Raw genomic sequence first — 23,183 nt, forward strand, 5'->3', positions numbered from 1 at the left:
CTACTGAGCGCCGGTCGCACTCCGTGACAGCGCTTCCACCGCATCGGCGACCGCGTGCGGCGCGTCCAGGGCGACGAACGTGCTCGCGTCCGGCACCTCGACCATCGTCGCGTCGGGGAACTGACCTGTCAGCCGACGGCCCAGCGCCGGAGTGAAGCAGCGGTCCCGCATACCCCACACCAGCCGCACCGGCTTGGTGAATTGCGGTAGCCGGTCCGCGACGACGGTGAGATCCGTTGCGGCGATGTGCCTCAGCAGCGTCGCCAGATTCGCGCGCACACCGGCGTCCGTCCTGCAGGGCTCCAGCCACGACGCGGTGAGCTCGGGATGCGGCCGGCTCAGCAACCCGAACCCGAGAGGCGACTGGCGCAACACGCGGACCCGCATCAGCTCGGTCAGCACCTTGATCGACACCTGGCCGCGCAACATCGCGAAGACCACGTTGAACGGGAAGGGTGGGAACTTGTCGAAGGCATCGCAATTCGTGAGGACCAGGCGGCCGATCAGGTCCGGGTATGCGTCGACCACCAATTGGCAGATTGCGCCGCCGGTGTCGTTGCCGACCAGCGTGACGTCATCCAGCCCGAGCGTCGTGAGGAGGTCATGGACCATTGCGGCCACACTTGTCGGCGACAGTTCGGAGTCGACCGGGATGCGGTGCGACCCCAACGGCCAGTCGGGTAGCACGCAGCGAAAACCTTTGGCCGACAGAATATCTGCCACGGGATCCCACAGCCGGTGGTCGACGAGCGCACCGTGGACGAACACCACCGGCGGGAACTGCGAGTTCTCCGGACCGGCGACGCGGTAGTTGATGGTTGCGGTCGGCAACGTGAGAGTGGGCATGTCGGCTACCCTTCGATCTGGAACTTACAAACACCTAGTATGAAAGTTACGTGCAGACTGTATGAAAGTCAACGACGCGTCTGCTGCGGCCAAGCCAGTTCGGCGGACGCAGGCGCAGCGCACCGCGGAGACCAGGTCCCGGCTCGTCGCGGCCGGCCGGCGGCTGTTCGCGCAGCAGCCGTTCACCGACGTGTCCACGCAGGCGATCGTCGAAGCGGCGGGCGTGACCCGTGGCGCGCTCTATCACCAATTCGCCGACAAATCCGCGTTGTTCGAGGCGGTCTACGAAGAGGTGGAGCAGGAACTGGTGGCGGAGATCGCCGGCGCCATCGAAGCAGGCGAGGCGTCTGACCACCTGGCGGCGATGCGGGCGGGTGCCAGGCTCTTTCTCGAGAGGTGCGCGTCCCCTGACATCCATCGCATCGCGCTGGTCAATGCTCCGGCAGTGCTCGGATGGGAGCGGTGGCGTGAGATCGGTGCCCACTACGGCCTCGGGGTGATCGAGGCCATGCTGGCGCAGGCCATCGCCGACGGCGCCATCCCTGAGCAACCGGTGCGGCCGACGGCACACATGGTGCTGGGCGCACTCGACGAGGCCGCCCTCTACATCTCCCGGGCCGAGGATGCCGAGCAGGCACTGGTGGAGATGTACGCGGTCTGCGATCGGCTGATCGACGGGATCGCCGGGCGGTTCGCCACACCGAGATGAACGGCGACTGTTCGGTCACCGGCGGGGCACTCGTTCGCATCGGTTCGGTAACCGCACGGAATCTGCATTTCCGAAAATACCCGCGGTGACTAGGTTCTTCTTCAAGATCGGAACACAGAGGTCGGGGATCCCTTGTCGCGGAACGCGAATCGCTTTGCCACGAGAGCGCTGGCCGTTGTCGGCCTGATATCGGCCGGCCATGTGGTCGCCCCACCGGCGATGGCTCAGCCCAGTCCGGGGGTGCCGTGTCTGGAGATGGTGCAGCAGTTCGCGGCGTCGCCGCCGGACTTCGAGGAGTCGTTCGCGACCGCGGCGACGGCTCTCGCCGAGCAGGCCGCACCACCGGCCGAAAGCGTGGTCGAGGCCGCGCCGGTCGCGGAGATGGCGGCGCCGATGGCGGCTCCCGCGGCCGAGGCGGCGGTCGCGCCCGTCGTGGACGCGCCGGCGGCCGTCGTCGTCGAATCCGCAGGCGCTCCGGCCCCGGTACCCGCCGCACCGGCGGTCCCGTTGGCGGCCGCACCACCGGTGGCCGTGCCCCCGCTCCCGCCGGTGCCCGCGGTCCCGGCCTCAGCCCCGGCCCCGGTCCCAGCGGCCGCACCGCTTCCGCCTCCGGTCGCCGCACCCGTTGCGCCGCCACCGGTGGAAGCCGCGCCAGTGGTTCAGCAGGCAGAACCGGTGCCGCCGCCGCCCGTAGAAGCGCCGCCTCCGCCGCCACCGCCCGTGGAAGCGCCGCCGCCGCCGCCACCGCCCGTGGAAGCGCCACCGCCACCCGCCGTAGAAGCGCCCCTGCCGCCGCCACCCGTGGAAGCCGCGCCACCGCCGCCCGAGGAAGCCGCGCCACCGCCGCCCGTGGCCGAGACCGTCGAGCACGCGTCGGCGCCGGTGGTGCCGCCGGTCGACGCCGCCGAAGTGGTGAGCGCGGCGGCCTCCGCCCTCACCGCACCGCCGGCACCTTCAGCACCCGCAGCGGCCGCCCCGCCCTCGATCACCTTGCCGACGGTGCCCGGGTTCCCGGTGCAGTTGCCCAGCGAGCTGTCGATGCCCCGCGACCTGGTCTGCGAGGGGACCGCGTTCTAGTCCGGAACGTCTCGCTCAGGAAGGCGCCCAGCGCGCGCCACGCCCGCTCGGCCACGACGTCCTCGGGCGGTGCCGGCGGATCATCCCAACCGTGATGGACGGCGATCGCGATCTGCGCATCGCTGCGGCCCTCCATGCCGAGGAACACCAATATGGTTGGCGCAGAGACCGTCCCGTCGGACGGGCCGTCCGGCGGGACGAGAACGTGGTCGAAGGTGAGGTCGCCGATCGAGCGGCGCAGCGAAACCGTCGTCATCGCTCCGACGGTGTGAGATCCGCCCGGATTCATCGCGGGTGTTCGCCTTCGGCGTAGCCACCGCCGCGGCGCACAGGTGTGAGAATGTGCGCTCGGGGTAATCCACGCCGGATATGACTGCCGCACGAATCCGACCCGATCAGCAATCTCTGGCCGAAACGCAGCGCATCGTGCGCGCGGTCGGCGAGGCTTTCGGCGCCAAGGTCGTCGGTCAGCGCAACCTCAGGGAATCCCTGCTGATCGGCCTGCTGACCGGCGGACACGTCCTCATCGAGAGCGTGCCCGGCCTGGCCAAGACCACCGCGGCGCGCGTCATCGCCTCCGCCATCGACGGCGCGTTCCAGCGCATCCAGTGCACACCCGACCTGTTGCCCAGCGACATCATCGGCACCCAGATCTACGATTCGACCACCAACCGGTTCGTCACCCAGCTGGGGCCGGTGCACGCCAACATCGTGCTGCTCGACGAGATCAACCGCTCGAGCGCCAAGACCCAGAGCGCGATGCTCGAGGCGATGGAGGAACGGCAGACGACCATCGCCGGTCAGGTCTATCCGCTGCCCGAACCGTTCCTCGTCGTCGCCACCCAGAACCCCGTCGACCAGGAGGGCACGTATCCGCTCTCGGAGGCCCAGACCGACCGGTTCATGATCAAGGATCTGCTGGAGTACCCGACCGTCGACGAAGAGGTCGAGGTGATGGCCCGCATCGACGCGGGTGTCTACGACGCCGAACACCACAGCTCGCCGGTCGTCGGTCTGGACGACGTGCGGCGCGCCCAGCACGTGGTGCGCGGCGTCCACATGGACCCGGTACTCGTGCAGTACTCGAGTCGCCTCGTCGAGGTGACGCGCCAACCCGACCAGTACCTGCCGAAGCAGATCGCGCGGTTCGTCTCCTACGGGGCCAGTCCGCGCGCCACCATTGCGCTCTGTCAGACCGCCCGCGCACGGGCCGTGCTGGCGGGGCGCGGACATGTGCTGCCGGAGGACGTCGCCGCGGTGACCCACCGAGTCCTACGTCACCGGTTGATCCTCGGATTCGAGGCGGCCAACGCCGACGTCACCGCGGACCGCGTCGTCGACGCCGTGCTGCAGGCCGTGCGGGTGCCCTAACCCGTGGGCAAGCACCTCAACCGGGCGCGGGCGCACTTCGGCAAGGACACCCGGGGACTGCTCGACGGCGGACGGTATGCGCTGTTGCACACGCGCAGCCTGGAATTCGACGATCTACGCCCCTACGTGCCCGGCGACGACGTACGCGACATCGACTGGAAGGCCTCGGCGCGCTCGGGCAGCGTGCTGATCAAGCGGTTCGTCTCCGAGAAACACCACAAGATCCTGCTGGTCGCCGACGCCGGCCGCAACATGTCCGCGCTGGCGCCCAGCGGTGAGTGCAAACGCGACGTCGCCGCCCACGCGATGGGGGCCATCGGCCTGATCAGCCTCAACCGCCTCGACGAGGTGGGGATGGTGCTCGGCGATGCCAGGGGCTCGGCCAACCTGCCCGCCCGCCGCGGTGAGAACCACGTCGAAAGCCTGCTGCACCGCTGGTACCAACACAGCCTCGCCGACCCGGGACCGAGCGACATCGCATGCCAACTCGACTACGTGGCAACCCATTACGGTCACAGCCGGCTCGTCGTCGTGGTCTCCGACGAACCGGACACCACCGCGCGCCTCGACGAGATCCTGAGCCGGTTGTCCGCACGCCACGACATCATGTGGCTGATGACGTCCGATCTGTCGCCACTCGGCGGACCCGAAGACGCCGACGGATACGACGTCTCGACCGGCAAGGTCGTCCTCAACGGCGCCACGCTCGGCAGACGCGTCGTCGCGGCGTACCGGCGCGCCGAAAAGGCCCGCCGACGACGGCTCGACGCCCTGCTCACCCGGCACGCCATCCCCTACGCGACCCTGTCCGGCAGCGGGGACATCCGCCGCGAACTCGTCGCGCTCAACGAGGTGCTCGCCCGTGCCGGATGAGTTGCTGCGGCATGTGCTCGGCCCGACCCCGTACTCGCCGTGGTGGTTGTGGGCGGCGATCCTCCTGGTGCTCCTCGTGATCGCCTGGTATGCGGTCGTTTTCGTCGCCACGCTGCCGTCCGATCGACTGCGGGGGCGCCCCGTCGTCGGCCCGCTGCACGCCCGGCTGCTGCGGCGCCGGTACGCCGGCCGGATCGCCGAGATCACCACCGCCCACGAGGCGGGCCGGATGAGTGCACCCGAGGCCTGCGCCGCCATCAGCCGTACCCTGCGCAGCTTCCTGCATCAGGCCACCGGCGTACGCGCGCAGTACATGCAGATCGACACCCTCGCAGACAGCAGCGTGGGCGCGGCCGCGCCGGTGCTCGCCGATCTGGGCGAGGCGCGGTTCACCGACGAGTCCCACGCCGACGTCGGGCAACTCGGCGCCCGCGCACAGGAACTGGTGCGCACATGGACCTGAGGTGGTGGCCGATCGCGGTGATCGGACTGCTCGGCCTGCTGGTGTGTTTCGCGCTGGCGGTGCTGCTCCCGCTGTCGCCGGACCGGCGCCGCCTGCGACCGATGGCCAACATCGCCCGGTTGGTCCGGCTTCCGGAGTACGCCCGCGCCGCACGGTTGAGGTCGGTGTCCACGATCGCCACGCTGGTGCTGCTGGTGGTGCTCTTCGGAGCGGCCGCCGTGGCCGCGGCCCGGCCGACCGGCGCTGACGACACCTTCGCCCGCGCGCATCCCGAGGACGTGATGTTGTGCGTCGCGAACCCGGTCACCGAGCCGACCACCGGAGCGCTGCTGCGCCACTTCGCCCGGCAGGCAGGCGCCTTCGAGAACGAGCGCATCGGGCTGACGTCGCGGAACACCCGTGTCGTCCCCCTCACGCGTGACTACCAGTACGCGGCCGGACGGTTCACGGACCTCGCGGACCCGGATCGCGCCGTGATCGACCAATTCGCGGCACCGGTCACCTACACCGACTACGCGTCGAGCGTCGACGATGTCCTCGCGTTGTGCCTCAGCGGTTTTCCCGATTTCGAACAGAAGACCTCGCACCGCCGGTCGGTGATCTACCTCGGCCCGCCCACTTTGCGGGCCGCCGACGAGCAGCGGCCCGCGCTGTTCGACGCGCAACGAGTCGCCGATCTGGCCGACGCCGCGGGCGCGCAGATCAACGTGATCACCTCGGGTGAGGATACGGCGCTGCGGGCACTGACCGAGCGCACCGACGGGCAATACACGGTCGCGACAACGGAATCCGCCGTCACCGAGAGCCTCGATCAGATCGACGGCCGCCCCGCCCCGTTGGTACTCGACGACGGCACCCGGGTGACCGGGCAGACCCAGGACGCGCCGGTGGCGGTGCTGGCCGTGGTGCTCGTGGTGACCGCGATGCTGAGCGTGACGCTGGTGGTGCTGCGCCGATGACCTTCGAACCGATCATCCCGTTCGCGATCTTCGCCGTCGTGGCGGTCGCGCTCGTCGGCGCCCGCCTGGTGACGTTGCGCCAGGCCCTCGCCGCAACCGGCGCGCACCGCAGGAGCGCGCTGGCGCGTTGGGCGGCAATGACTCTCGCGGTCACCCTCCTGCTCCTGGCCACCACCCGGCCGGCCCTCACGGCGAGCGGTGACGATGCCGGCGAGCGCGGCAGCGGCGCCGACACCAACGTGTTCGTCGTACTCGACCGGACCGTCGACGCGCGGTCGGATATCGACGCGCTGCTCGACCGGTATCCCGAGGCCCGCTTCGCGGTGATCACTTTCGCGCCCGGACCCACGCTCATGTGGCCTCTCTCGCAGGATGTGTGGAGCCTGCAGCCCGAGGTGGACGGGCTAACCGCCCTGCCGCCCGGCGACCCGACCCGTTCCGATGCGGCCGCACCCGGAAACATCCTGCGGTATCAGCTGATTCAGGCCACCCAGCAGTACCCCGGATCGCAGAACCTCGTGGTGTACGCCGGTGCGGGCGCCCCCGGCGCGTCCACCGCCCAGGGCGGCATCGACCTTCCGGCCGATTCGATCAGCGGGGGAGCGGTGCTGGGCCACGCCGCCGACGGCGCCATCGACGACGCCACACTGCGTCGCATCGCCGACGACCTCGGGGTGCCCTACCTCGACCGGCGAGCCGGCGGTGATCTCCCGCCGCTCGAGACGCGCCCGGACGCGACCGAGGCGACCGAACCCGTCCCCGCCGCGGCGCGAACCGAACTGTACTGGCTGCTCTGCCTGTTGGCCGCGGGCCTGCTGCTCGGCGAGATCTGGCTCAGTGTGCGGGAACTGCGGCAGAGCCGGGTGGCCCGACGGGATGTGCTGTCGTGATGCGCCGGCGGACAGGCCCGGTGCCGGCCAGGCTGCGGACGCGGCGTCGGCTGCTGCTCTGGAGCGCGCCGTTGACGCTTGCGGTCATCCTGGTCGCGGTCAAACTGCTGTCGGTGGTGTTCGCGGGCAACGCCGCCGTACGCGACTACGCCGCTCGCGACGCCGAAGCGCTGGCCACCGACGCGGCGATCCTCGGCGTCGTCAACGTGATCGAACCGGCCAAGGCGCCGTTCGTGGAGGGCACGCAGGCGGTGCTCGAGCGTCGGCTCGACGACGCCGACGCACTGTTCACCGAGGCGCTGGCGGGCACCCCCGCCGCCGACTCCTGCCCCGTGCGGGTGAATGTGGAACTGGTCCGCGAGCGCCGCGGTGACGACGCCGCCTTCATCGGCCGCAACGCCGACGCGCGCGACCTCTACACCCAGGCGCTGGACATCGTCACGCAGGCGCCGGCCGACTGTTTCGCAGGCAACACCGACCCCGACGAACAACGCCGCGCCGTGCGCGCCGACGCCGCCGCACGGCTGCAGGCAAAGATCGACGGGTTGCGGGGTGCACCACCGGTCGCCCCGCCACCGCCGCCGCCACCCCCTCCGCCGCCACCACCCCCGCCTGCGGCGCCGTCCATCGGCGCCGACGGCGAACCCGAACCCGACGCTCCGCGGCAACTGAACCCGCGCGGGGCGGATCCGCTCGACCGGCTGCGACAGATCCTGCGCGATTCCGCGAGTTGATCACCCGGGCCTCCGGCCACGGCCTCGGTCTAGGTCCAGTCGATTCCGGCGGTGAAGTGGCGGTCGATCAGCCCGCGCGCCAGCGGATAGTCCGACAGCGACTCGGTCAGGACGTCACCGAGTTCGTACACGGTGGCGACATCGATACCGCGGGTGCGCATGAGATCGGCGATCCACCAAGCTGATTCGGACACCGGCCGAGGGTCCCCGGTCAGCAGGGTCGCGGCGACCGCGTGCAGGACCTGGTGCAGGACGTCGTTGGCGACGTCGGTGAGATCACCCGGGGAGGCCGCCTCCGGCGGCCCCGCTGCGGCGCTGACCGACCACCGCACCCGCAGTGTGTCCACCAGCATCCGGTGGTCGACCTCGAGCAGTGCCTGCTCGCCGGCGGGCCCGGCGGGCAGCGGGGGAGCGGGCGGTACGACCGCGGGCAGACCGTTCACCGCGAGTACCGCCGCTTGGGCCGAAGGCGCCCATGCCGTCGCACCGAGGGCGCGGGCCCGCACGTCGTCGGCGCCGAACGCGGGACCGCCCACCACGATCGGCACCCCGGCCGCGGTGCTCGCCTCGATGAACCGCCGGGTGGTCGGCAACGCGCCGAGCACCGAACAACTCACCGCCACCGCCTCCGGGCCGAGATCCTGCAGGTGCTGGTTGAGCCGCATCGGGGAGGTGGCCGCACCGAGCAGGGTGCTGTCCCAGCCGTCCGCACGCAGTGCGCAGTCGATGATCATCGCCGGGAGGGCATGCCACTCCCGTTCCGAACACGCCACCAGGATCCGTCCCCTTGTGACCGGTGTGCGCCGCACGTGCCGGGACACCGCCTTGGTCGCCGCGACCGAGATCGCCGTCGCGGCGTGCTCCTGGGCGACGGTCCACTCACCGCGTTGCCAGCGGGTACCGACCTCACGTTGGGTGCGGGCCACCACATCGGTCAGCACGGTCACCGGATCGATCCCGTCGGCCAGCAGTTCCTCGACCAGCGCGCGGGCGGACGTCGCGTCGTCGGCGACGAGCGTGGCCTCGTATCGGGCCAGCACCTGTTCTAGATCCCGCACGTCACCGCCAACAGCGCGATGTCGTCGTGGGGCTGACCGTCGAGGAATTCGAGTACGTCCTGTTCCACCGCCTCGCACACCACGTCGGGTGCGGCACCGGCGTAGGCCGGCAGGAACGCCGTCAACCGGTCCACGCCGTAGAAGCCGGCATCGCCGCGTGCCTCGTCGACCCCGTCGGTGTACATCAGCATGGTGTCGCCGCGGTCGAGTCGCACGGAGGCGGGGCGGTAACGCGTCTGGGCGCGCACCCCGGCGGCGGTGCCGAACACCTCGAGCTGTTCCACCCGGCCGTCGGCCCGCAACACGATCGGGGCGGGATGGCCGGCGACGGCGAGGTCGACGTCGGCGTGGCCGTCCGGCTGCGGCCGCACCCGGGCGCACACCACGGTGACGAACTGACCGGACTCCGCCTCGTGCAGGACGGAGTTGAGCGCTTCGAGCACCACCTCCGGACGCCGGTCGAAGTGCGCGGCGGTCCGGATGCTCTGCCGGGTGCGGCCGGTCAGCGCGGCCGCCTCCACACCCTTACCGCAGACGTCGCCGAGGGCGAACAGCCAATCGCCGGCCGCGCCGTGGACGTCGTAGAAGTCGCCCCCGATCTCGAGGTGCTCGGCCGTCGGACGGTAGCGGGCGGCCACCCGCACGCCCTCGACCTCCGGCAGCACCGGGGGCCGCAGACCCCGTTGCAGCGCGGCGGCGATCCGGCCGCGCTCTTCGTAGAGCCTGGCCGAATCGAGAGCCACCGCCGCCCGCGCCGCGAGACGCCGCGCGAACACCACGTCGTCATTGTCGGCATCACCGCCCCAGCTCCGGTCGCCGACGCGCGCGAGCAGCAGCACGCCCAGCGTTGCGCCCCGGGCGGTCAGGCCGAGCGCCAGGACGTCGGCGGGGGAGCGGGAGGCCACCTCGTCGCACAGGCGCGGATGGTGCACGATGCCCGCCAGGGCACCGGGGTCCGCGTCGGCCGACTCGAGCCGGACGCGGTGTGGTTGTCCGGTGCGCAGCGTCCGCTCCAGTAGCGGGTAGGCCTCCGGCCGGCGGGGCACGAGGTCGGTGAAGCCGACCTGGTCACCGCCGAAGAAGGTCACCCCGCCGGTGCGGTTGTCGGGCAGGACGAGCGCCGTCCAGTCGGCGAGTTCGGGCCGCAGCATGGTGAGTAGCCGCAGACCGGTCCGGCGCAGGTTGAGGGTCCCGGCCAGGCCGATCTCGACGTCCTCGGTGAGCTGCGCCCGGCTGCGAGCGGCGGGTTCATCCGGGACGGTCGTCGCGGTTTCCCTGGGCATGGTCTCCAGACTTCCCCGTCCGATAGCGGTGATGTTCACCGTAGTGCCACTGCGCTCGGTGATCGCCGCGGGTGGACGTGGGTTAGCCTGGTTGCCGTCGTGCTCCGACGTCGACGACAAACCGGGTTGAGACTGCAGCCTCGACAGTTGTGGCCCGTGGCCCCCCGGGGCGGGTACGAAGAATCATTGAGGGTGTGAGTTGGACGGTCAGAACTTCGGTGTCGAACAGTGGCACGGGCGCGTCGCCGTGATCCGCGCCACCGGTGCCGTCGACATGTTGACCGCACCACACCTGGAGATCGCGATCCGCGCGGCCCGCGAGAAGAGGCCGACCGGCCTGATCGTCGATCTGAGCGATGCGGAGTTCCTGTCCTCGGCCGGGATGCAGGTGCTGGTCACCACCCATGAGGAGCTCACCCCCGGTGCCCGGTTCGCGGTGGTGGCCGAGGGACCGGGCACCAGCCGACCGTTGAAGATCACCGGACTGACCGACTTCATCGAGCTGTTCTCGACGCTGGATGCGGCGCTGAACACATTTGCTGAATGACAATCGCACGAATCGGGTAGCCAGTACGCACTATGAGTTCTTCGAGTCTCCAGCCAGACGGGGCCGACCTGCGTTTCCTTCGCATGGGCGCGGCCGACGCGCACGCCGTCGCCCGCCTGCGGGAAGAGTTCACGCGCTGGCTCGCCGAGGAGTTCGAGCTGGACGACGTCCGCTCGAGCGACATAGTGCTGGTCGTCAACGAAGCACTGTCGAACGCCGCGGAGTTCGCCTACCCCGATCGTGAGATGGGTGACAACATCACCCTGCAGACCTCCTACGCGGCCGACACCGGCACGTTGGCCATCACCGTCGCCGACCGCGGTCAGTGGCGCAGGAGTGACACGTCCAACCAGAAGCGCTCCCGCGGACGCGGCATCCCGCTGATGCGGGCGCTGTCCGACCGGGTCGACATCGACAAGACGCCGCAGGGCACCCAGGTGCACCTGTACTTCGACCGCTGCCAGCGCCGCGCTCCGGTGCAGGCCGAGGCGGCCGCCCAGACCCAGAGGGTTTGAGTCACTCTTTGCACGGGTAAGGGGGCCTGTGTCGGGCGGCTCCGGCCGCGTCCATCGCCCTCCGGAGCGCCAGCGTGACCATCACCCCGCTGCACGGCCACTCCCGTCCGCATGTCCACGCCACCCACTCCGACCGGCTGGCCCTGTCCACCCGGTCGTGGGGCCGCCCACCACACAAGCGAATCTGTGTGGCGGTGCGCGGTGAGGTGGACGCCGCCAACGCCAAGGACTTCGCGGTGGCGGTGTGCGAGGCCATCGACTTCCGGCACCCCGGGCGCTACGCGGTCGAGGTCGACCTGCGCTCGCTCGGGTTTCTGGCGGTCGACGGGATCGCCGCTCTGCACGCCCTCAACGCGGAGTTCGTCCGGCATGACGTCACCTGGACGGTGATCCCCGGGCCCGCGGTGTCGCGCCTGTTGGCGTTGTGCGACCCCGAGGGCGTCATCCCGCGGGCCGACACCACCGCCGACCCGCAGGAGGCGGAGCCCGCCTGAGCGGCGCCTCGCCACCCTTGACCCGCTGTCGCGGGGGCTGCTAGACATTTCTCCATGTGTTGGGCAGTCGCTCAACACCGACGCGGCCGAATGCGAAGCGAGGATGCGGTGGCGGGTCTGGTCGAGGCGCAGGTGTACTACGACCCCTACGACACCGACATCGTCACCGATCCCTACCCCACCTACGCGCGGCTGCGCGAGCAGGCCCCGCTCTACTACAACGAGCGCTACGACTTCTGGGCGCTGTCCCGCCACGCCGACGTCGAGAAGGCGCTGCTGGACTGGCAGACGTTCTCCAACAGCCGCAGCGACATCCTCGAACTCGTCCAGTCCGAATACGACATGCCCAAGGGCGTGATGATGTTCGAGGATCCGCCCGTGCACACGATGCTGCGCGGGTTGATGTCGCGGGTGTTCACCCCGCGGCGGATGGCTGCCATCGAGGACCAGATCCGCCGGTACTGCATCGGCTGCCTCGACCCGCACGTCGGCTCGGACGGTTTCGACGTCATCGCCGAACTCGCCTCGATGATGCCGATGCGGGTGATCGGCATGTTGCTGGGAATCCCGGAGTCCGAACAGGTTTCGGTGCGCGACGCCAACGACGCGAATCTGCGCACCAAACCCGGCGCACCGATGAAGGTGGCCGACCCCGACCGGATCGCCGACGGCCGGATCTACGCCGACTACGTCGAGTGGCGGTCGAAGAACCCCTCCGACGATCTGATGACCGCGCTGCTCAACGTCGAGTTCACCGACTCCGACGGGGTCACCCGCAAGCTGACCCGCAGGGAAGTGCTCCATTACACGCAGGTGGTCGCCGGCGCGGGTAACGAGACGACCGGACGACTGATCGGGTGGCTGGCCAAGGTGCTCGCCGAACACCCCGATCAGCGCCGCGAGGTCTACGAGGACCGGTCACTGCTCAACCGGGTGGTCGACGAGACGCTGCGGTACGAGCCGACCGGACCACACGTCGCGCGCTGGACGGCAAGGGATTTCGAGGCGTACGGCACGACGGTGCCCGCGGGCAGCGCGATGCTCCTGCTGTTCGGGGCGGCCAACCGCGACCCCCGCCGCTACCCCGACCCGGACGCCTACGACATCCACCGCGACAACATCAGCCACCTCACGTTCGGCAAGGGTCTGCACTACTGCCTGGGCGCCAACCTCGCCCGCCTGGAGGGTCGCGTCGCGCTCGACGAGATGCTGAACCGTTTCCCGGAATGGGACATCGACTACGACACAGCACAACTCGCGCCGACCTCCACGGTGCGGGGCTGGGAGAGATTACGGATCGTCCTGCGATGACCGACGCCTTCTTCGAACTCACCCAGACCAAGGCCCGATACTGCTACACCCTCGACACCCGCGACTGGGCCGGGTTCGCCGATCTGATGGCCGAGGACATCGAACTCGACGTCAGCGAGGGCACCGGGGTGCCGGTGGTGCACGGCCGCGATGCCGCGGTCGACATGATCCGGTCGTCGCTGACCAATGCGCGATCGGCACACCAGGTGCACACCCCGCTGATCGAGGTCGACGGGGACGAGGCCCGCGTCATCTGGGCGATGCAGGACCGGGTGATGTGGGAGAACGGGCCCGCGCTCACCGGGTACGGGCACTATCACGAGCGGTGGGTGCGCGGTGCCGACGGATGGAAGTTGGCCGCGCTGCGGCTGACCCGGCTGATCATGGAGTTCGAGAACGCCGATCACATGGCGTAGCGGCGCACCGTCTCCGGGTGGATGACGAATCGGACCCAGTGCCCGTCGAGGATCCCGGCGAGGTCCCGCTTGCGCACCGGATCATCGAGGTCCCAGTAGCGAGCGGCGAGGCGGGCGGCCAGATCGCGGGCGCCGTCGGGTTCGATCGTGACGCGTCCGGCAACCGACACCCACCGCTCACGCTCGTCCGCCGGTGCGGCGACCACCAGCGAGGCCCGAGGGTCGCGGCGCAATTGGCGGACCTTCACGCTGTCGGGGTCGGTGAACAATTGGATCGTGCGGTCGGTGGTGGTCTCGAACCACACGGGACGCGGCTGCGGCGGAGTCGGTCCGGCGGCCATGGACAGGAACCCGAGCAGGGGGCGCCGAAGGAAGTCGAGATCCCCGTCGAGAAGCGTGTCGTCACTCATGACCTCGATTCAACGCCGACTTCCCGGACAGTTCCATGGGCGAAAGGCTGGATTTCCTGTCTGATCGTCTAACCTCGTTTCAGTGGATGTGTTCGCTGACCTGTTCCGCGGGGTACGCGCCCACGGTTCGCTGTTCGGCAGTTCCACGCTGTCGCCGCCCTGGGCGCTGCACTTCGTCGACGGCGCGCCGCTGACCTTGTGCACGGTCTTGGGAAGCGGCGGCTGGATCGTGCCCTCCGACGCTGCCCCGCAACCGCTTCGCGCCTACGAGACGGTGGTCGTGCGGGGACCGTCGACGTTCACCTTCGTCGACGAACTCGACACCGGCGCCGAGCCGATCGCGTGCGGGCAGTTCTGCGCAACCCCCGAACTCGGCGGCACCCGACACCGACTCGGGTGGAACGACAACGGCGACAAGGGATTCGGCACGACCACGCTGATCGTCGGTGCGTATCCGATGCACGGCGAGATCAACAACCGCCTGCTGGAGGCGTTGCCGGTCGCGCTGCGGGTGGAGGCCGGCGGCACCGGCGACGCGGTGCTCGACCACCTCGCCGCGGAGGTCGCCCTCGACATCCCCGGGCAGCAGATCGTGTTGGACCGACTGCTGGACTGGATGCTGGTGTGCACGCTGCGCGAGTGGTTCGACCGCCCGAACGGCGAACCGCCGCCGTGGTGGGCCGCGCAGCGGGATCCGGTCGTCGGTGATGCACTGCGGTTGATGCACACCGATCCGGCGGAGCCGTGGACCGTCGCTTCGCTGGGGCGCCGCATCGGAGTTTCGCGTTCGACGCTGGCCAAGAGATTCAACGATCTGCTGGGCGAACCGCCGCTGACCTACCTGACCCGTTGGCGCATGACCGTGGCGGCCGACCTCCTGGTCGACGAGTCGGCCACCATCGCGCAGATCGCCGAACGGGTCGGGTACTCCGACCCGTTCGGGTTCAGCGCGGCGTTCAAACGGATCCGCGGTGTCAACCCGAGCGAATTCCGGCGCACCGCCACCGTCGGCCGGCCCTCATGAAGAGCGGCGATGTGGTCGAGGCGTCCATCGCCGATCTGCGGTCCGCGCTCGACGCCGGGAAGGTGACGGCGGTCGGCCTGCTCGAGGCGTATCTGGCGCGCATCGCCGCCTACGACCACAGCGGCATCCGGTTGAACTCGATCGTCGTCCTCGACCCCGGTGCGCACGCCGCGGCCGCTGAATCGGACGCCCGCCGCGCCCGCGGCCGGACGCTCGGACCGCTCGACGGGATCCCGTACACCGCCAAGGACAGCTACCTCGCCCGCGGATTGACCGCGGCCGCAGGCAGTCCCGCGTTCGCGGATCTGGTGGCCCAGCGTGATGCGTTCGCGATCGAGCGGTTGCGCGCCGCCGGGGCGGTGCTCATCGGCCTGACCAACATGCCGCCGATGGCCAACGGCGGTATGCAGCGCGGACTGTACGGTCGGGCCGAAAGCCCGTACAGCGCCGCGTATCTGACCGCGGCCTTCGGCTCCGGCTCGTCGAACGGTTCTGGCACCGCGACGGCGGCGTCGCTGTGCGCTTTCGGGCTCGCCGAGGAGACCTGGTCCTCGGGACGGTCACCGGCGTCGAACAACGCGCTGTGCGCCTACACCCCGTCGCGCGGGGTGATCTCGGTGCGGGGCAACTGGCCGCTGGTCCCGACGATGGACGTCGTCGTACCGCACACCCGGACCATGGCCGACCTGCTCGAGATCCTCGACGTCATCGTCGCCGACGATCCCGACACCCGCGGTGATTTCTGGCGGACCCAGCCGTGGGTGCCGGTGCCCGAGGTCGCCGACGTCCGGCCGCGGTCCTACCCGGCCCTGGCTGCGGGTCCGAAGGTGTTGGCGGGCAGACGGTTCGGGGTGCCGCGGATGTACATCAACGCCGACCCCGACGCGGGGACCGCGGAGTCGCCCGGCATCGGCGGCCCGACGGGTCGTCGCATCGACACCCGGCCGTCGGTGCTGGCGCTGTTCGACGGCGCGCGCCGCGACCTCGAGGCGGCCGGCGCGTCCGTGGTCGACGTCGACTTCCCCGTGGTCAGCAACTACGAGGGGGACCGGCCCGGCGCCCCGACGATCTTCACCCGCGGTCTCGTCAGCCCGGAGTACCTGCGCCGCGAACTGCTCGACCTCTCGGCGTGGGCGTGGGACGAATTCCTCACCGCCAACGGCGATCCCGCCCTGCCCACGTTGCGTGACGTCGACGGTGCGCAGATCTTCCCGCACCCCGAGGGTGCGTTGCCCGACCGCTACGACGGCTTCGACCCTTGGTTCGAGGCGGACATCGCCGCCTACCCGCAGTGGGTGCGCGACAACCCGATCGGATCGATGCTCGACATCCCCGGGCTCGCCGGCGGTGTGCGCGGACTGGAGGAGACCCGGCGGGCCGACCTCGAAGAGTGGATGGACGAGTTGGGGTTGGACGCGGTGATCTTCCCGGCCGCCGCCGACGTCGGACCCGCCGACATGGACGTCGACGCCGAATCGGCCGACCTCGGCTGGCGCAACGGGGTGTGGGTGTCCAACGGCAACCTCGTACCGCGCCATCTCGGGATCCCGACCGTGACGGTGCCGATGGGCACGATGGCCGACACCGGCATGCCGGTCGGTCTCACTTTCGCCGGCCGGGCCTACAGCGACACCGCGCTGCTGCGGTGGGCGTGCGCGTTCGAGGCGACCGGGGCGCGGCGCACGCCGCCGCCCCGCACGCCGCCGTTGGCATGATGGTCGCCAGTACTCACAAGAGACGAGGTGGCCGTGAAGCTCGACCTGTTGACCCCCGGCATCGAGGTGGGTCTGGTGACCACGAACCTCGACGCGATGGTGGCCTTCTACGAAGGCTTCCTCGAACTGCAACCCCAGGGTGTGGTCGAGTTCCCCGGCGGGTCACAGCGGCGCTACACCCTCGGCGGCGGCGTGCTCAAACTCGTCACTTACTCACCGCCGCCGGACCAGCCCGTCGCACCCGGCGGCGGCCGCGCGCAGGCCGGCCTCCGGTACTTCACCGTCGGCGTGAAGAACCTGCGGGCCATCGCCGCCGCGTTCGAGGCATCCGAGTACGAGGTGGTCGAACCGGTCACCGAATTCGCCCCCGTGCCCGGCATGGGGTGGATGTTCGTCGCCGACCCCGACGGCAACTGGGTCGAACTGTTCGGCACCCTCGACGGAGCGGAGACCGCGCAATGAGCTATCCCCAGTACCCGCAGTCACCCGCCCAGGCGCCGACCTGCTACCGGCACCCCGACCGCCAGACCTACGTGCAGTGCACCCGCTGCGGACGGTTCATCTGTCCGGAGTGCATGCGGTCGGCCGCCGTCGGGCACCAGTGCCCCGACTGCGTCGGCGAGGCGGCGCGGTCCGCGCCGCAGGCCCGCGCCCCGTTCGGCGGTCGGCTGTCGGACTCCAAACCGGTCGTGACCTACGCCCTCATCGCGGTCAACGTGCTGGTGTTCCTGATGCAGACGACGTCAGGGCAGTTGGAGCGCGAATTCGTGCTCTGGACGCCCGGCGTCGCCGACGGTGAGTGGTACCGCCTGGCCACGTCCGCGTTCCTGCACTACGGGGCGATGCACCTGTTGTTCAACATGTGGGCGCTCTACGTCGTCGGGCCGCCGCTGGAGATGTGGCTGGGCCGGCTGCGCTTCGGGGCGCTCTATGCGCTCAGCGCGCTGGGCGGGTCCGTGCTGGTCTACCTGCTCTCACCGATCAACGCCGCGACCGCGGGCGCGTCCGGCGCGGTGTTCGGCCTGTTCGGGGCGATGTTCGTGGTGGCCCGCAAACTGAACCTGGACATCCGCGGAATCGCGGCGATCATCATCCTCAACCTGGTGTTCACGTTCGTGTACCCGCTGATCAGCGGTCAGGGCATCAGCTGGCAGGGCCACGTGGGCGGGTTGGTCACCGGTGCGGCGATCGCCGGCGTGTACGCCTACGCGCCCGCCGGCCGCCGCAACCTCGTGCAGGGTGGCGTGACCGCCGCGGTGCTGCTGTTGTTCGTGGTGCTGATCTGGTGGCGGACGGAGGAGATCTTCGCGATGTTCGGCGTGCGCTGAGGCGTCAGGTGTTCGGGGTGGGGCTCTGCTCGGACTCCCACTTGGACTCCAGTGACCGGGTCACCTTGGTCCCCGCGGCGAACTCCTGCTCGAAGGTCTCGCCGTCGTCGCCTTCCAACGTGACCAGGTAGGAATCGTCCCCGTCGTTCTTGTGGACGACCTTGTACGGCTGCGGCCCGGACCCGCGATCCACCGCGATGATGTCGCCCGGGGCGACTACGTCGATCGACTCGTCGGCGAACACGTTGCTCATGCGGCGGGCGTACCCCGGGTGCGCGGTCGGCCAAACGCGAGTCAGGTCATACACACGTCGCTGAACAACAGCACCGGCCACGAGGCGATCGACCCGAGGAACGAGATCGCCAGGTCGACCCCGTGCATATCGCTGAGGTGGTCGGTGTGCGTACTCGACCAGATGACGCCGATGATCAGGTACGGCGTCCCCAGGAGCAGACCGATCCCGATCAGCTCGGCGATGGTCAGCTTGTAACTGAGGAACCGGCGAAGCTTCGTCTCCATGCGATGACCCTCCCGCTCACGTCAGATGTTAACGATCATTCGGAACCCCGGAGGCGCTATCGATCCCATTTGCACGGCCCGCACCCCACCGATGTTCATCGCCGATCGCACACCCCACCCCCGCTCATATGGAATGCTCGCACCCATGGCACTGCCGCAGCAGAGCGGACGGGTCTCCGCCGCCGGGCGGACGCTGACGCTGGCCGACACCCGCATCACCGTCGACCGCCGCACCGCACGGTGGTCGGACGACGAGGTGACCGCGACCGAGGCGATGGACTTCTGGTCGTTCGCCGCGGGCGCCGCCAACGTGATCATGCAGCTGTCCTGGCCGGAGGTCGGCTACGGCGTGGTGGAGAGCAAGGTGGATTCGGGCAACCTGCTCAAGCATCCGTGGAAGCGGGCCAGGACCACGTTCTCCTACCTCGCCGTCGCGCTGTTCGGCAACGACGCCGACCGCGCCGCCTACCGCGCGGCCGTCGACGGCGCCCATCGCCACGTGAAGTCCACCGACGCCAGCCCGGTGCGCTACAACGCCTTCGACCGTGACCAGCAGATGTGGGTGGCGGCCTGCCTGTTCGTCGGGCTCGAGGACGCCTATCAGATGCTGCGCGGCGAGATGACCGCCGCACAGGCCGAGCAGTTCTACCGGTCGGCCTGGCCGCTCGGCACCACACTGCAGGTCACCGAGGACCAGTGGCCGCCCACCCGCGCGGAGTTCGACAGCTACTGGATCGGCGCGTGCGGACGGGTGTCGATGGACGACACCGTCCGCGCCTACCTGACCGATCTGATCGATCTGCGGATGATCCCGGCGCCGCTGCGCTGGTCCTCGCGGCATCTGCTGCAGTTCCTGACCGTCGGGTTCCTCGCCCCGATCTTCCGGGAGGCGCTCGGGGTCACCTGGAGTGCGCGGGAACAGCGGTGGTTCGAACGGCTCTTCCTGTTCGTGGCCTTCGTCAACCGTTTCCTGCCGCCCTTCGTGCGCCAGGGCGGCAGCCATCTGCTGCTCGCGGACGTCCGCCGTCGGGTGCGCCGGCACCGTCGTCTGGTGTGACGCCGTGCTCGCCGCGCTGCGCCGCCTCCTGTTCGCCGAGGTCAGCATCGCCGACCTGATCGAAACGGCGATGTGGCTGGCCGTGCCCTACCTGGTCATCGGCGTCGGGTTCACCTTCCTGCACCCCGAGTACGTGCAGTTCTTCGAAGCTCAGCTGACGACACGCGTCCCGGCCGGAGCCGACCTCGCGGCGTTCGGACAGACGACACTGCTGTGGCCGGTGTTGCTGATCGCCGACTACATCTGCGCCGCCTGACGGCACATCCACGCCATCATGGGCGGTATGGCCGACGACCCGCTGGACCAGCTGTACGCGGTGGCGCCCGAGGAGTTCACCGCGTTGCGCACCCGGCTGGCCGCCGAGGCCAAGAAACGCGGCGACGCGGCGGAGGCCAAACGGATCGGCGCGGCGCGCAAGCCGACGGTGTCAGCGGCGGTGGTCAACCGGCTGGTCCACCACGACGCCGAGGTCGTCGACCGGCTGGCTGAACTCGGCGAGGAACTGCGCGGCGCGCACACCGCCATGGACGGCGAACGCATCCGCGAACTGTCGGCACGGCAGCGCAAGTTGATCGAACAGCTGACCAGGGCCGCCCTCGAGGTGTCCGGCGTCGGCGCCCCGTCGGCCGCGCTGCGTGACGACGTCACCGACACCCTGCACGCGGCGATCGCCGACCCGGGCGTCAGGTCCCGGCTCGGCCGTCTCGCCAAGGCCGAGCACTGGTCGGGTTTCGGCGATGCCGAGATGGTGTTCGCCGAACCAACGAAGAAGGCCACCCCGAAGAAGACCGAGCAGAAGAAACCCGACAGGAAACCGGAGAAGCCCGCGGCGGACAGCGGCGAGCAGGAGCGCAGGCGCAGACGCGACAAGGCCAAGGCCGTGCTGGCGGCGGCCGAACATGCGAAGGCCGGGGCCGACGACACGATGGCGGACCGGCAGAGCGACCTGGCCACCGCCCGGTTGCGGGTCGAGGATGCGAAGGAGCGCCTGGCCAAAGCCGAGCACGCACTCGCCGAGGCCGACGCCGCCTATGAGGACGCCAAGCGCGCCAGCCGCGAAGCCGGTGAGGTGGTCAAGGCGGCGAAACAGCAACTGCGCGACGAGGCCTGACCGATTAACCTCGATCGGCGAGCGTCAAACGTCAGTTTGCGGGGATATTCCGAAAAGTGGCGCGCATCATGCTCTTTGGGCTGGGGTGTCGTTCACTACAAGTGATAGCCGACTCGCGTACTGCGAGCCTACTCTCAGTTTCATGGCGACATTTCTGCATCGCATCGGCCGGTTCGCGTTCCACCGGCCCTGGCACGTCATCGCCGGCTGGATCGTGCTGATCGCCGTGGTGGCGGGCGTCCTCACCGTCAACCCGCCGAAGATCTCGAACGAGATGCGGATCAACGGCACCCCGGCCCAGGAGGTCATCGACCAGCTGGCCGAGCGGATGCCGCAGTCCTCCGGCGGGCAGGGCAGCATCGCGTTCGCCGCTCCACAGGGGCAGCGCATCGACGAGGGCGCCAACCTCGACGCCGTGCTGGCGGCGGTCGACGCCGTCTCGCGCACCGACCATGTCCTCGATCCGCGGGAAATCGCGGCCGCGGAAATGGCGAAGGGCCCCGCCAGCCCGACGCTGTCCGCCGCCGCGGCCGTGACCCGCGCCCAGGTGAACGCCCCCGCGTCGCCGGAGGCCCCGCGGCCGCTGACCATCGACGGCCAGCCGGTGCCCGGCGTGACGGTCTCCGCCGACGGCGCCGCCGCGCTCTACCAGTTCCAGTTCGACAAGCAGACCGCCGAACTGCCCACCGGCGCCGTCGAGAACACCATCGACGCGGCCCGTGAAGCGGTCGGCGACCGCGGCATCGAGGTGCTGCCGTCGGCGAGCATGGCGCAGATGCCCGAGATGGTCGGCGCGGGCGAGGTCATCGGCCTGATGGTCGCGGCGGTCGTGCTGATCGTGACGCTGGGGTCGCTCATCGCGGCGGGCCTGCCGCTGGTCACCGCGCTGATCTCGGTCGCCGTGGGCGTCGGAGGCACGTTCCTGTTCTCGCACCTGTTCGACATGCAGTCGATGACGGCGGTGCTCGCGTTGATGCTCGGCCTGGCGGTCGGTATCGACTACGCGATGTTCATCGTCAACCGGCAGCGGCGGCTGATCCTCGACCGCGGTCTGAGCGCCGCCGACGCCGCCGCCCGCGCGATCGGCACGGCGGGCAGCGCGGTCGTCTTCGCCGGCATGACCGTCGTGATCGCCCTCGTCGCCCTGACGGTCGTGGGCATCTCGCTGCTCACCCCGATGGCGCTCGCGGCCGCGGCCACCGTCGTCGTCGCGGTCGTCGCCGCCATCACCCTGCTCCCCGCGCTGCTCGGCCTGGTGGGTGAGCGCATCGCCTCGCCGAAGGGGCGGCACAGCGTGAGCACCGAGGAGAGCAACCACCGCTTCGCCTCGGCATGGGTGGGCGCCATCCTGCGCAACCGGGTGCCCGCCGCGCTGGCCGGCCTGGCGGTCACCGGCGTGATCGCGCTGCCCGCGCTGTCGATGACGCTCGGGATGCCCGACGGCGGCAGCTACAACGAGGGCACCCCGCAGCGGGAGAGCTACGACGTGATCGCCGAGCACTACGGCGACGGCTACAACGGCCCGCTGGTCGTCGTCGCCGAACCCACGACCGCCGGACAGCTGACCCCTGCGGACATCGCGGCCACCTACAGCGACCTGCGCCGCGTCCCGGGTGTGGCCGACGTGACGTTCGGCGGCGTCAACGACGCCTCCGACACCGCCGTGTTCTCGGTCGTGCCGGAGAACGGACCGACCGAGGAGGCGACCGCCCAACTCGTACGCGACATCCGCGCCCAGTCCGGCCCGCTGGCCGAGTTGCGCGAGGTGAAACTCGGCGTCACCGGCATCACCGCCATGGGCATCGACATGTCCGACCGGCTCGGCAAGGCCATCCCGGTCTACGTCGGCATCGTGATGGGGCTGTCGATCCTGGTGCTAATGGTGGTGTTCCGGTCGATCGCGGTTCCGCTCAAGGCGACCGCCGGCTTCCTGCTCACCGTGCTGGCGACATTCGGCGCCACCACCGCACTGTTCCAGTGGGGCTGGTTCCAGCAGCTGATCGGGCTGTCGGCGACCGGGCCGATCCTGTCGATGCTGCCGATCATGGTGATCGGCGTGCTCTACGGCCTGGCCATGGACTACGAGGTTTTCCTGGTCTCCTCGATGAAGGAGGCCCATGTGCACGGCCACCGCGGCGACGCGGCGGTGGCGCACGGTTTCACCCAGGCCAGCCGCGTTGTCGTCGCCGCGGCGCTGATCATGATGGCGGTGTTCGCGGGCTTCGTGTTCAACGCCGACCCGATGATCAAGCAGATGGGCTTCGCGCTCGCGTTCGGTGTGCTCATCGACGCGTTCGTGGTGCGGATGACCGTGGTGCCCGCGGTGATGTCCATGCTCGGCGACCGGGCCTGGTGGCTGCCGAAGCGGTTGGCGCGGGTGCTGCCCGACCTCGACATCGAGGGTGACAAGCTCAACCGCAACCTCGAGGCCGAGCGGTCCGAGCAGTCCGTCCCGGCCTGACCGGCGGGTCTG

General features: G+C 70.0%; 27 protein-coding genes. 21 read left to right on the forward strand and 6 right to left on the reverse strand.

Annotation, left to right across the window (positions count from 1 at the left end):
* Positions 1–846, reverse strand: coding sequence for an alpha/beta fold hydrolase (locus G6N49_RS24715; protein WP_011562544.1), 846 nt, complete (start codon positions 844–846; stop codon positions 1–3).
* Between the two features lie 61 nt (positions 847–907).
* On the opposite strand from G6N49_RS24715, the gene G6N49_RS24720 reads away from it, so the two are divergent.
* The 8 genes from G6N49_RS24720 (at position 908) to G6N49_RS24760 (ending at position 7,922) form a co-directional block, all read left to right on the forward strand.
* Positions 908–1,555, forward strand: coding sequence for a TetR/AcrR family transcriptional regulator (locus G6N49_RS24720; RefSeq protein WP_011562543.1), 648 nt, complete (start codon positions 908–910; stop codon positions 1,553–1,555).
* 219 nt (positions 1,556–1,774) lie between these two features.
* Positions 1,775–2,632 (forward strand): hypothetical protein, encoded by an 858-nt coding sequence (locus G6N49_RS24725; RefSeq protein ID WP_235679579.1) that lies wholly within the window; start codon positions 1,775–1,777, stop codon positions 2,630–2,632.
* A 369-nt stretch (positions 2,633–3,001) separates the two neighbouring features.
* A complete protein-coding gene (locus tag G6N49_RS24735; RefSeq protein ID WP_011562540.1) occupies positions 3,002–4,003 on the forward strand; it encodes an AAA family ATPase in 1,002 nt (333 codons plus the stop codon).
* 3 nt (positions 4,004–4,006) lie between these two features.
* Positions 4,007–4,876: a DUF58 domain-containing protein gene (locus G6N49_RS24740; RefSeq protein WP_011562539.1), complete on the forward strand. Its 870-nt coding sequence runs from the start codon at positions 4,007–4,009 to the stop codon at positions 4,874–4,876.
* Positions 4,866–5,339, forward strand: a complete 474-nt coding sequence (locus tag G6N49_RS24745) for a hypothetical protein (RefSeq protein ID WP_011562538.1) — start codon at positions 4,866–4,868, stop codon at positions 5,337–5,339. The genes G6N49_RS24740 and G6N49_RS24745 overlap by 11 nt, the downstream gene beginning before the upstream one ends.
* A complete protein-coding gene (locus G6N49_RS24750; RefSeq protein ID WP_011857471.1) occupies positions 5,330–6,298 on the forward strand; it encodes a hypothetical protein in 969 nt (322 codons plus the stop codon). Before G6N49_RS24745 ends, G6N49_RS24750 begins: the two co-directional genes overlap by 10 nt.
* Positions 6,295–7,188 carry a hypothetical protein gene (locus G6N49_RS24755; protein ID WP_011562536.1) on the forward strand — a complete coding sequence of 298 codons (894 nt, stop codon included), beginning with the start codon at positions 6,295–6,297 and terminating at the stop codon, positions 7,186–7,188. Before G6N49_RS24750 ends, G6N49_RS24755 begins: the two co-directional genes overlap by 4 nt.
* Positions 7,188–7,922, forward strand: coding sequence for a hypothetical protein (locus G6N49_RS24760; protein ID WP_011857470.1), 735 nt, complete (start codon positions 7,188–7,190; stop codon positions 7,920–7,922). The genes G6N49_RS24755 and G6N49_RS24760 overlap by 1 nt, the downstream gene beginning before the upstream one ends.
* A gap of 29 nt (positions 7,923–7,951) precedes the next feature.
* On the opposite strand, the gene G6N49_RS24765 is transcribed toward G6N49_RS24760, so the two are convergent.
* Together G6N49_RS24765 and G6N49_RS24770 are read right to left on the reverse strand one after the other, a co-directional pair.
* Entirely contained in the window at positions 7,952–8,980 is a 1,029-nt protein-coding gene (locus G6N49_RS24765; protein WP_235679580.1) for a cobalamin B12-binding domain-containing protein, read from the reverse strand.
* Positions 8,968–10,263: a PP2C family protein-serine/threonine phosphatase gene (locus G6N49_RS24770; protein ID WP_011857469.1), complete on the reverse strand. Its 1,296-nt coding sequence runs from the start codon at positions 10,261–10,263 to the stop codon at positions 8,968–8,970. The genes G6N49_RS24765 and G6N49_RS24770 overlap by 13 nt, the downstream gene beginning before the upstream one ends.
* A 199-nt stretch (positions 10,264–10,462) precedes the next feature.
* Between G6N49_RS24770 and G6N49_RS24775 the strand changes: the two genes are divergently transcribed.
* The 5 genes from G6N49_RS24775 (at position 10,463) to G6N49_RS24795 (ending at position 13,546) form a co-directional block, all read left to right on the forward strand.
* Complete coding sequence (locus tag G6N49_RS24775) at positions 10,463–10,810, forward strand: STAS domain-containing protein (protein WP_011562532.1); 348 nt, start codon at positions 10,463–10,465, stop codon at positions 10,808–10,810.
* Positions 10,811–10,842: 32 nt separating this feature from the next.
* Positions 10,843–11,325, forward strand: a complete 483-nt coding sequence (locus tag G6N49_RS24780; RefSeq protein ID WP_011857468.1) for an ATP-binding protein — start codon at positions 10,843–10,845, stop codon at positions 11,323–11,325.
* A gap of 74 nt (positions 11,326–11,399) precedes the next feature.
* Entirely contained in the window at positions 11,400–11,819 is a 420-nt protein-coding gene (locus G6N49_RS24785) for an STAS domain-containing protein (protein ID WP_011857467.1), read from the forward strand.
* A gap of 90 nt (positions 11,820–11,909) precedes the next feature.
* Positions 11,910–13,130 carry a cytochrome P450 gene (locus tag G6N49_RS24790; protein ID WP_011768415.1) on the forward strand — a complete coding sequence of 407 codons (1,221 nt, stop codon included), beginning with the start codon at positions 11,910–11,912 and terminating at the stop codon, positions 13,128–13,130.
* Positions 13,127–13,546: a nuclear transport factor 2 family protein gene (locus G6N49_RS24795; protein ID WP_011562528.1), complete on the forward strand. Its 420-nt coding sequence runs from the start codon at positions 13,127–13,129 to the stop codon at positions 13,544–13,546. The genes G6N49_RS24790 and G6N49_RS24795 overlap by 4 nt, the downstream gene beginning before the upstream one ends.
* Here G6N49_RS24795 and G6N49_RS24800 read toward each other — a convergent pair.
* Positions 13,534–13,956: a pyridoxamine 5'-phosphate oxidase family protein gene (locus G6N49_RS24800; RefSeq protein ID WP_011857466.1), complete on the reverse strand. Its 423-nt coding sequence runs from the start codon at positions 13,954–13,956 to the stop codon at positions 13,534–13,536. The two genes, G6N49_RS24795 and G6N49_RS24800, sit on opposite strands and share 13 nt — an antisense overlap.
* Before the next feature lie 82 nt (positions 13,957–14,038).
* Here G6N49_RS24800 and G6N49_RS24805 point away from each other — a divergent pair, with 82 nt between their 5' ends.
* The 4 genes from G6N49_RS24805 to G6N49_RS24820 are packed head-to-tail and all read left to right on the forward strand — an operon-like array spanning position 14,039 to position 18,023.
* Positions 14,039–14,980: an AraC family transcriptional regulator gene (locus G6N49_RS24805; protein WP_011562526.1), complete on the forward strand. Its 942-nt coding sequence runs from the start codon at positions 14,039–14,041 to the stop codon at positions 14,978–14,980.
* Positions 14,977–16,695: an amidase gene (locus G6N49_RS24810; protein ID WP_011857465.1), complete on the forward strand. Its 1,719-nt coding sequence runs from the start codon at positions 14,977–14,979 to the stop codon at positions 16,693–16,695. Before G6N49_RS24805 ends, G6N49_RS24810 begins: the two co-directional genes overlap by 4 nt.
* 27 nt (positions 16,696–16,722) lie before the next feature.
* A complete protein-coding gene (locus G6N49_RS24815; protein ID WP_011857464.1) occupies positions 16,723–17,157 on the forward strand; it encodes a VOC family protein in 435 nt (144 codons plus the stop codon).
* Entirely contained in the window at positions 17,154–18,023 is an 870-nt protein-coding gene (locus tag G6N49_RS24820; protein WP_011857463.1) for a rhomboid family intramembrane serine protease, read from the forward strand. The genes G6N49_RS24815 and G6N49_RS24820 overlap by 4 nt, the downstream gene beginning before the upstream one ends.
* A 4-nt stretch (positions 18,024–18,027) precedes the next feature.
* Here the strand turns inward: G6N49_RS24820 and G6N49_RS24825 are convergent, their stop codons facing one another.
* A complete protein-coding gene (locus tag G6N49_RS24825; protein ID WP_041925187.1) occupies positions 18,028–18,276 on the reverse strand; it encodes a hypothetical protein in 249 nt (82 codons plus the stop codon).
* Positions 18,277–18,317: 41 nt separating this feature from the next.
* A complete protein-coding gene (locus G6N49_RS24830) occupies positions 18,318–18,542 on the reverse strand; it encodes a hypothetical protein (RefSeq protein ID WP_011562521.1) in 225 nt (74 codons plus the stop codon).
* A gap of 25 nt (positions 18,543–18,567) precedes the next feature.
* Between G6N49_RS24830 and G6N49_RS24835 the strand changes: the two genes are divergently transcribed.
* The 4 genes from G6N49_RS24835 (at position 18,568) to G6N49_RS24850 (ending at position 23,171) form a co-directional block, all read left to right on the forward strand.
* The gene (locus G6N49_RS24835) at positions 18,568–19,599 is read left to right on the forward strand and encodes an oxygenase MpaB family protein (RefSeq protein ID WP_011768414.1); all 1,032 of its coding nucleotides are present in this window, start codon (positions 18,568–18,570) and stop codon (positions 19,597–19,599) included.
* Between the two features lie 4 nt (positions 19,600–19,603).
* Positions 19,604–19,855 carry a hypothetical protein gene (locus G6N49_RS24840; protein ID WP_011562519.1) on the forward strand — a complete coding sequence of 84 codons (252 nt, stop codon included), beginning with the start codon at positions 19,604–19,606 and terminating at the stop codon, positions 19,853–19,855.
* 18 nt (positions 19,856–19,873) lie between these two features.
* Complete coding sequence (locus tag G6N49_RS24845; protein WP_011857460.1) at positions 19,874–20,710, forward strand: hypothetical protein; 837 nt, start codon at positions 19,874–19,876, stop codon at positions 20,708–20,710.
* A 142-nt stretch (positions 20,711–20,852) separates the two neighbouring features.
* Positions 20,853–23,171, forward strand: coding sequence for an MMPL family transporter (locus tag G6N49_RS24850; RefSeq protein WP_011857459.1), 2,319 nt, complete (start codon positions 20,853–20,855; stop codon positions 23,169–23,171).
* The last annotated feature ends 12 nt before the right edge of the window (positions 23,172–23,183 follow it).

Origin of the sequence: Mycolicibacterium monacense (assembly GCF_010731575.1) — a bacterium.
Classification (GTDB): domain Bacteria; phylum Actinomycetota; class Actinomycetes; order Mycobacteriales; family Mycobacteriaceae; genus Mycobacterium; species Mycobacterium monacense.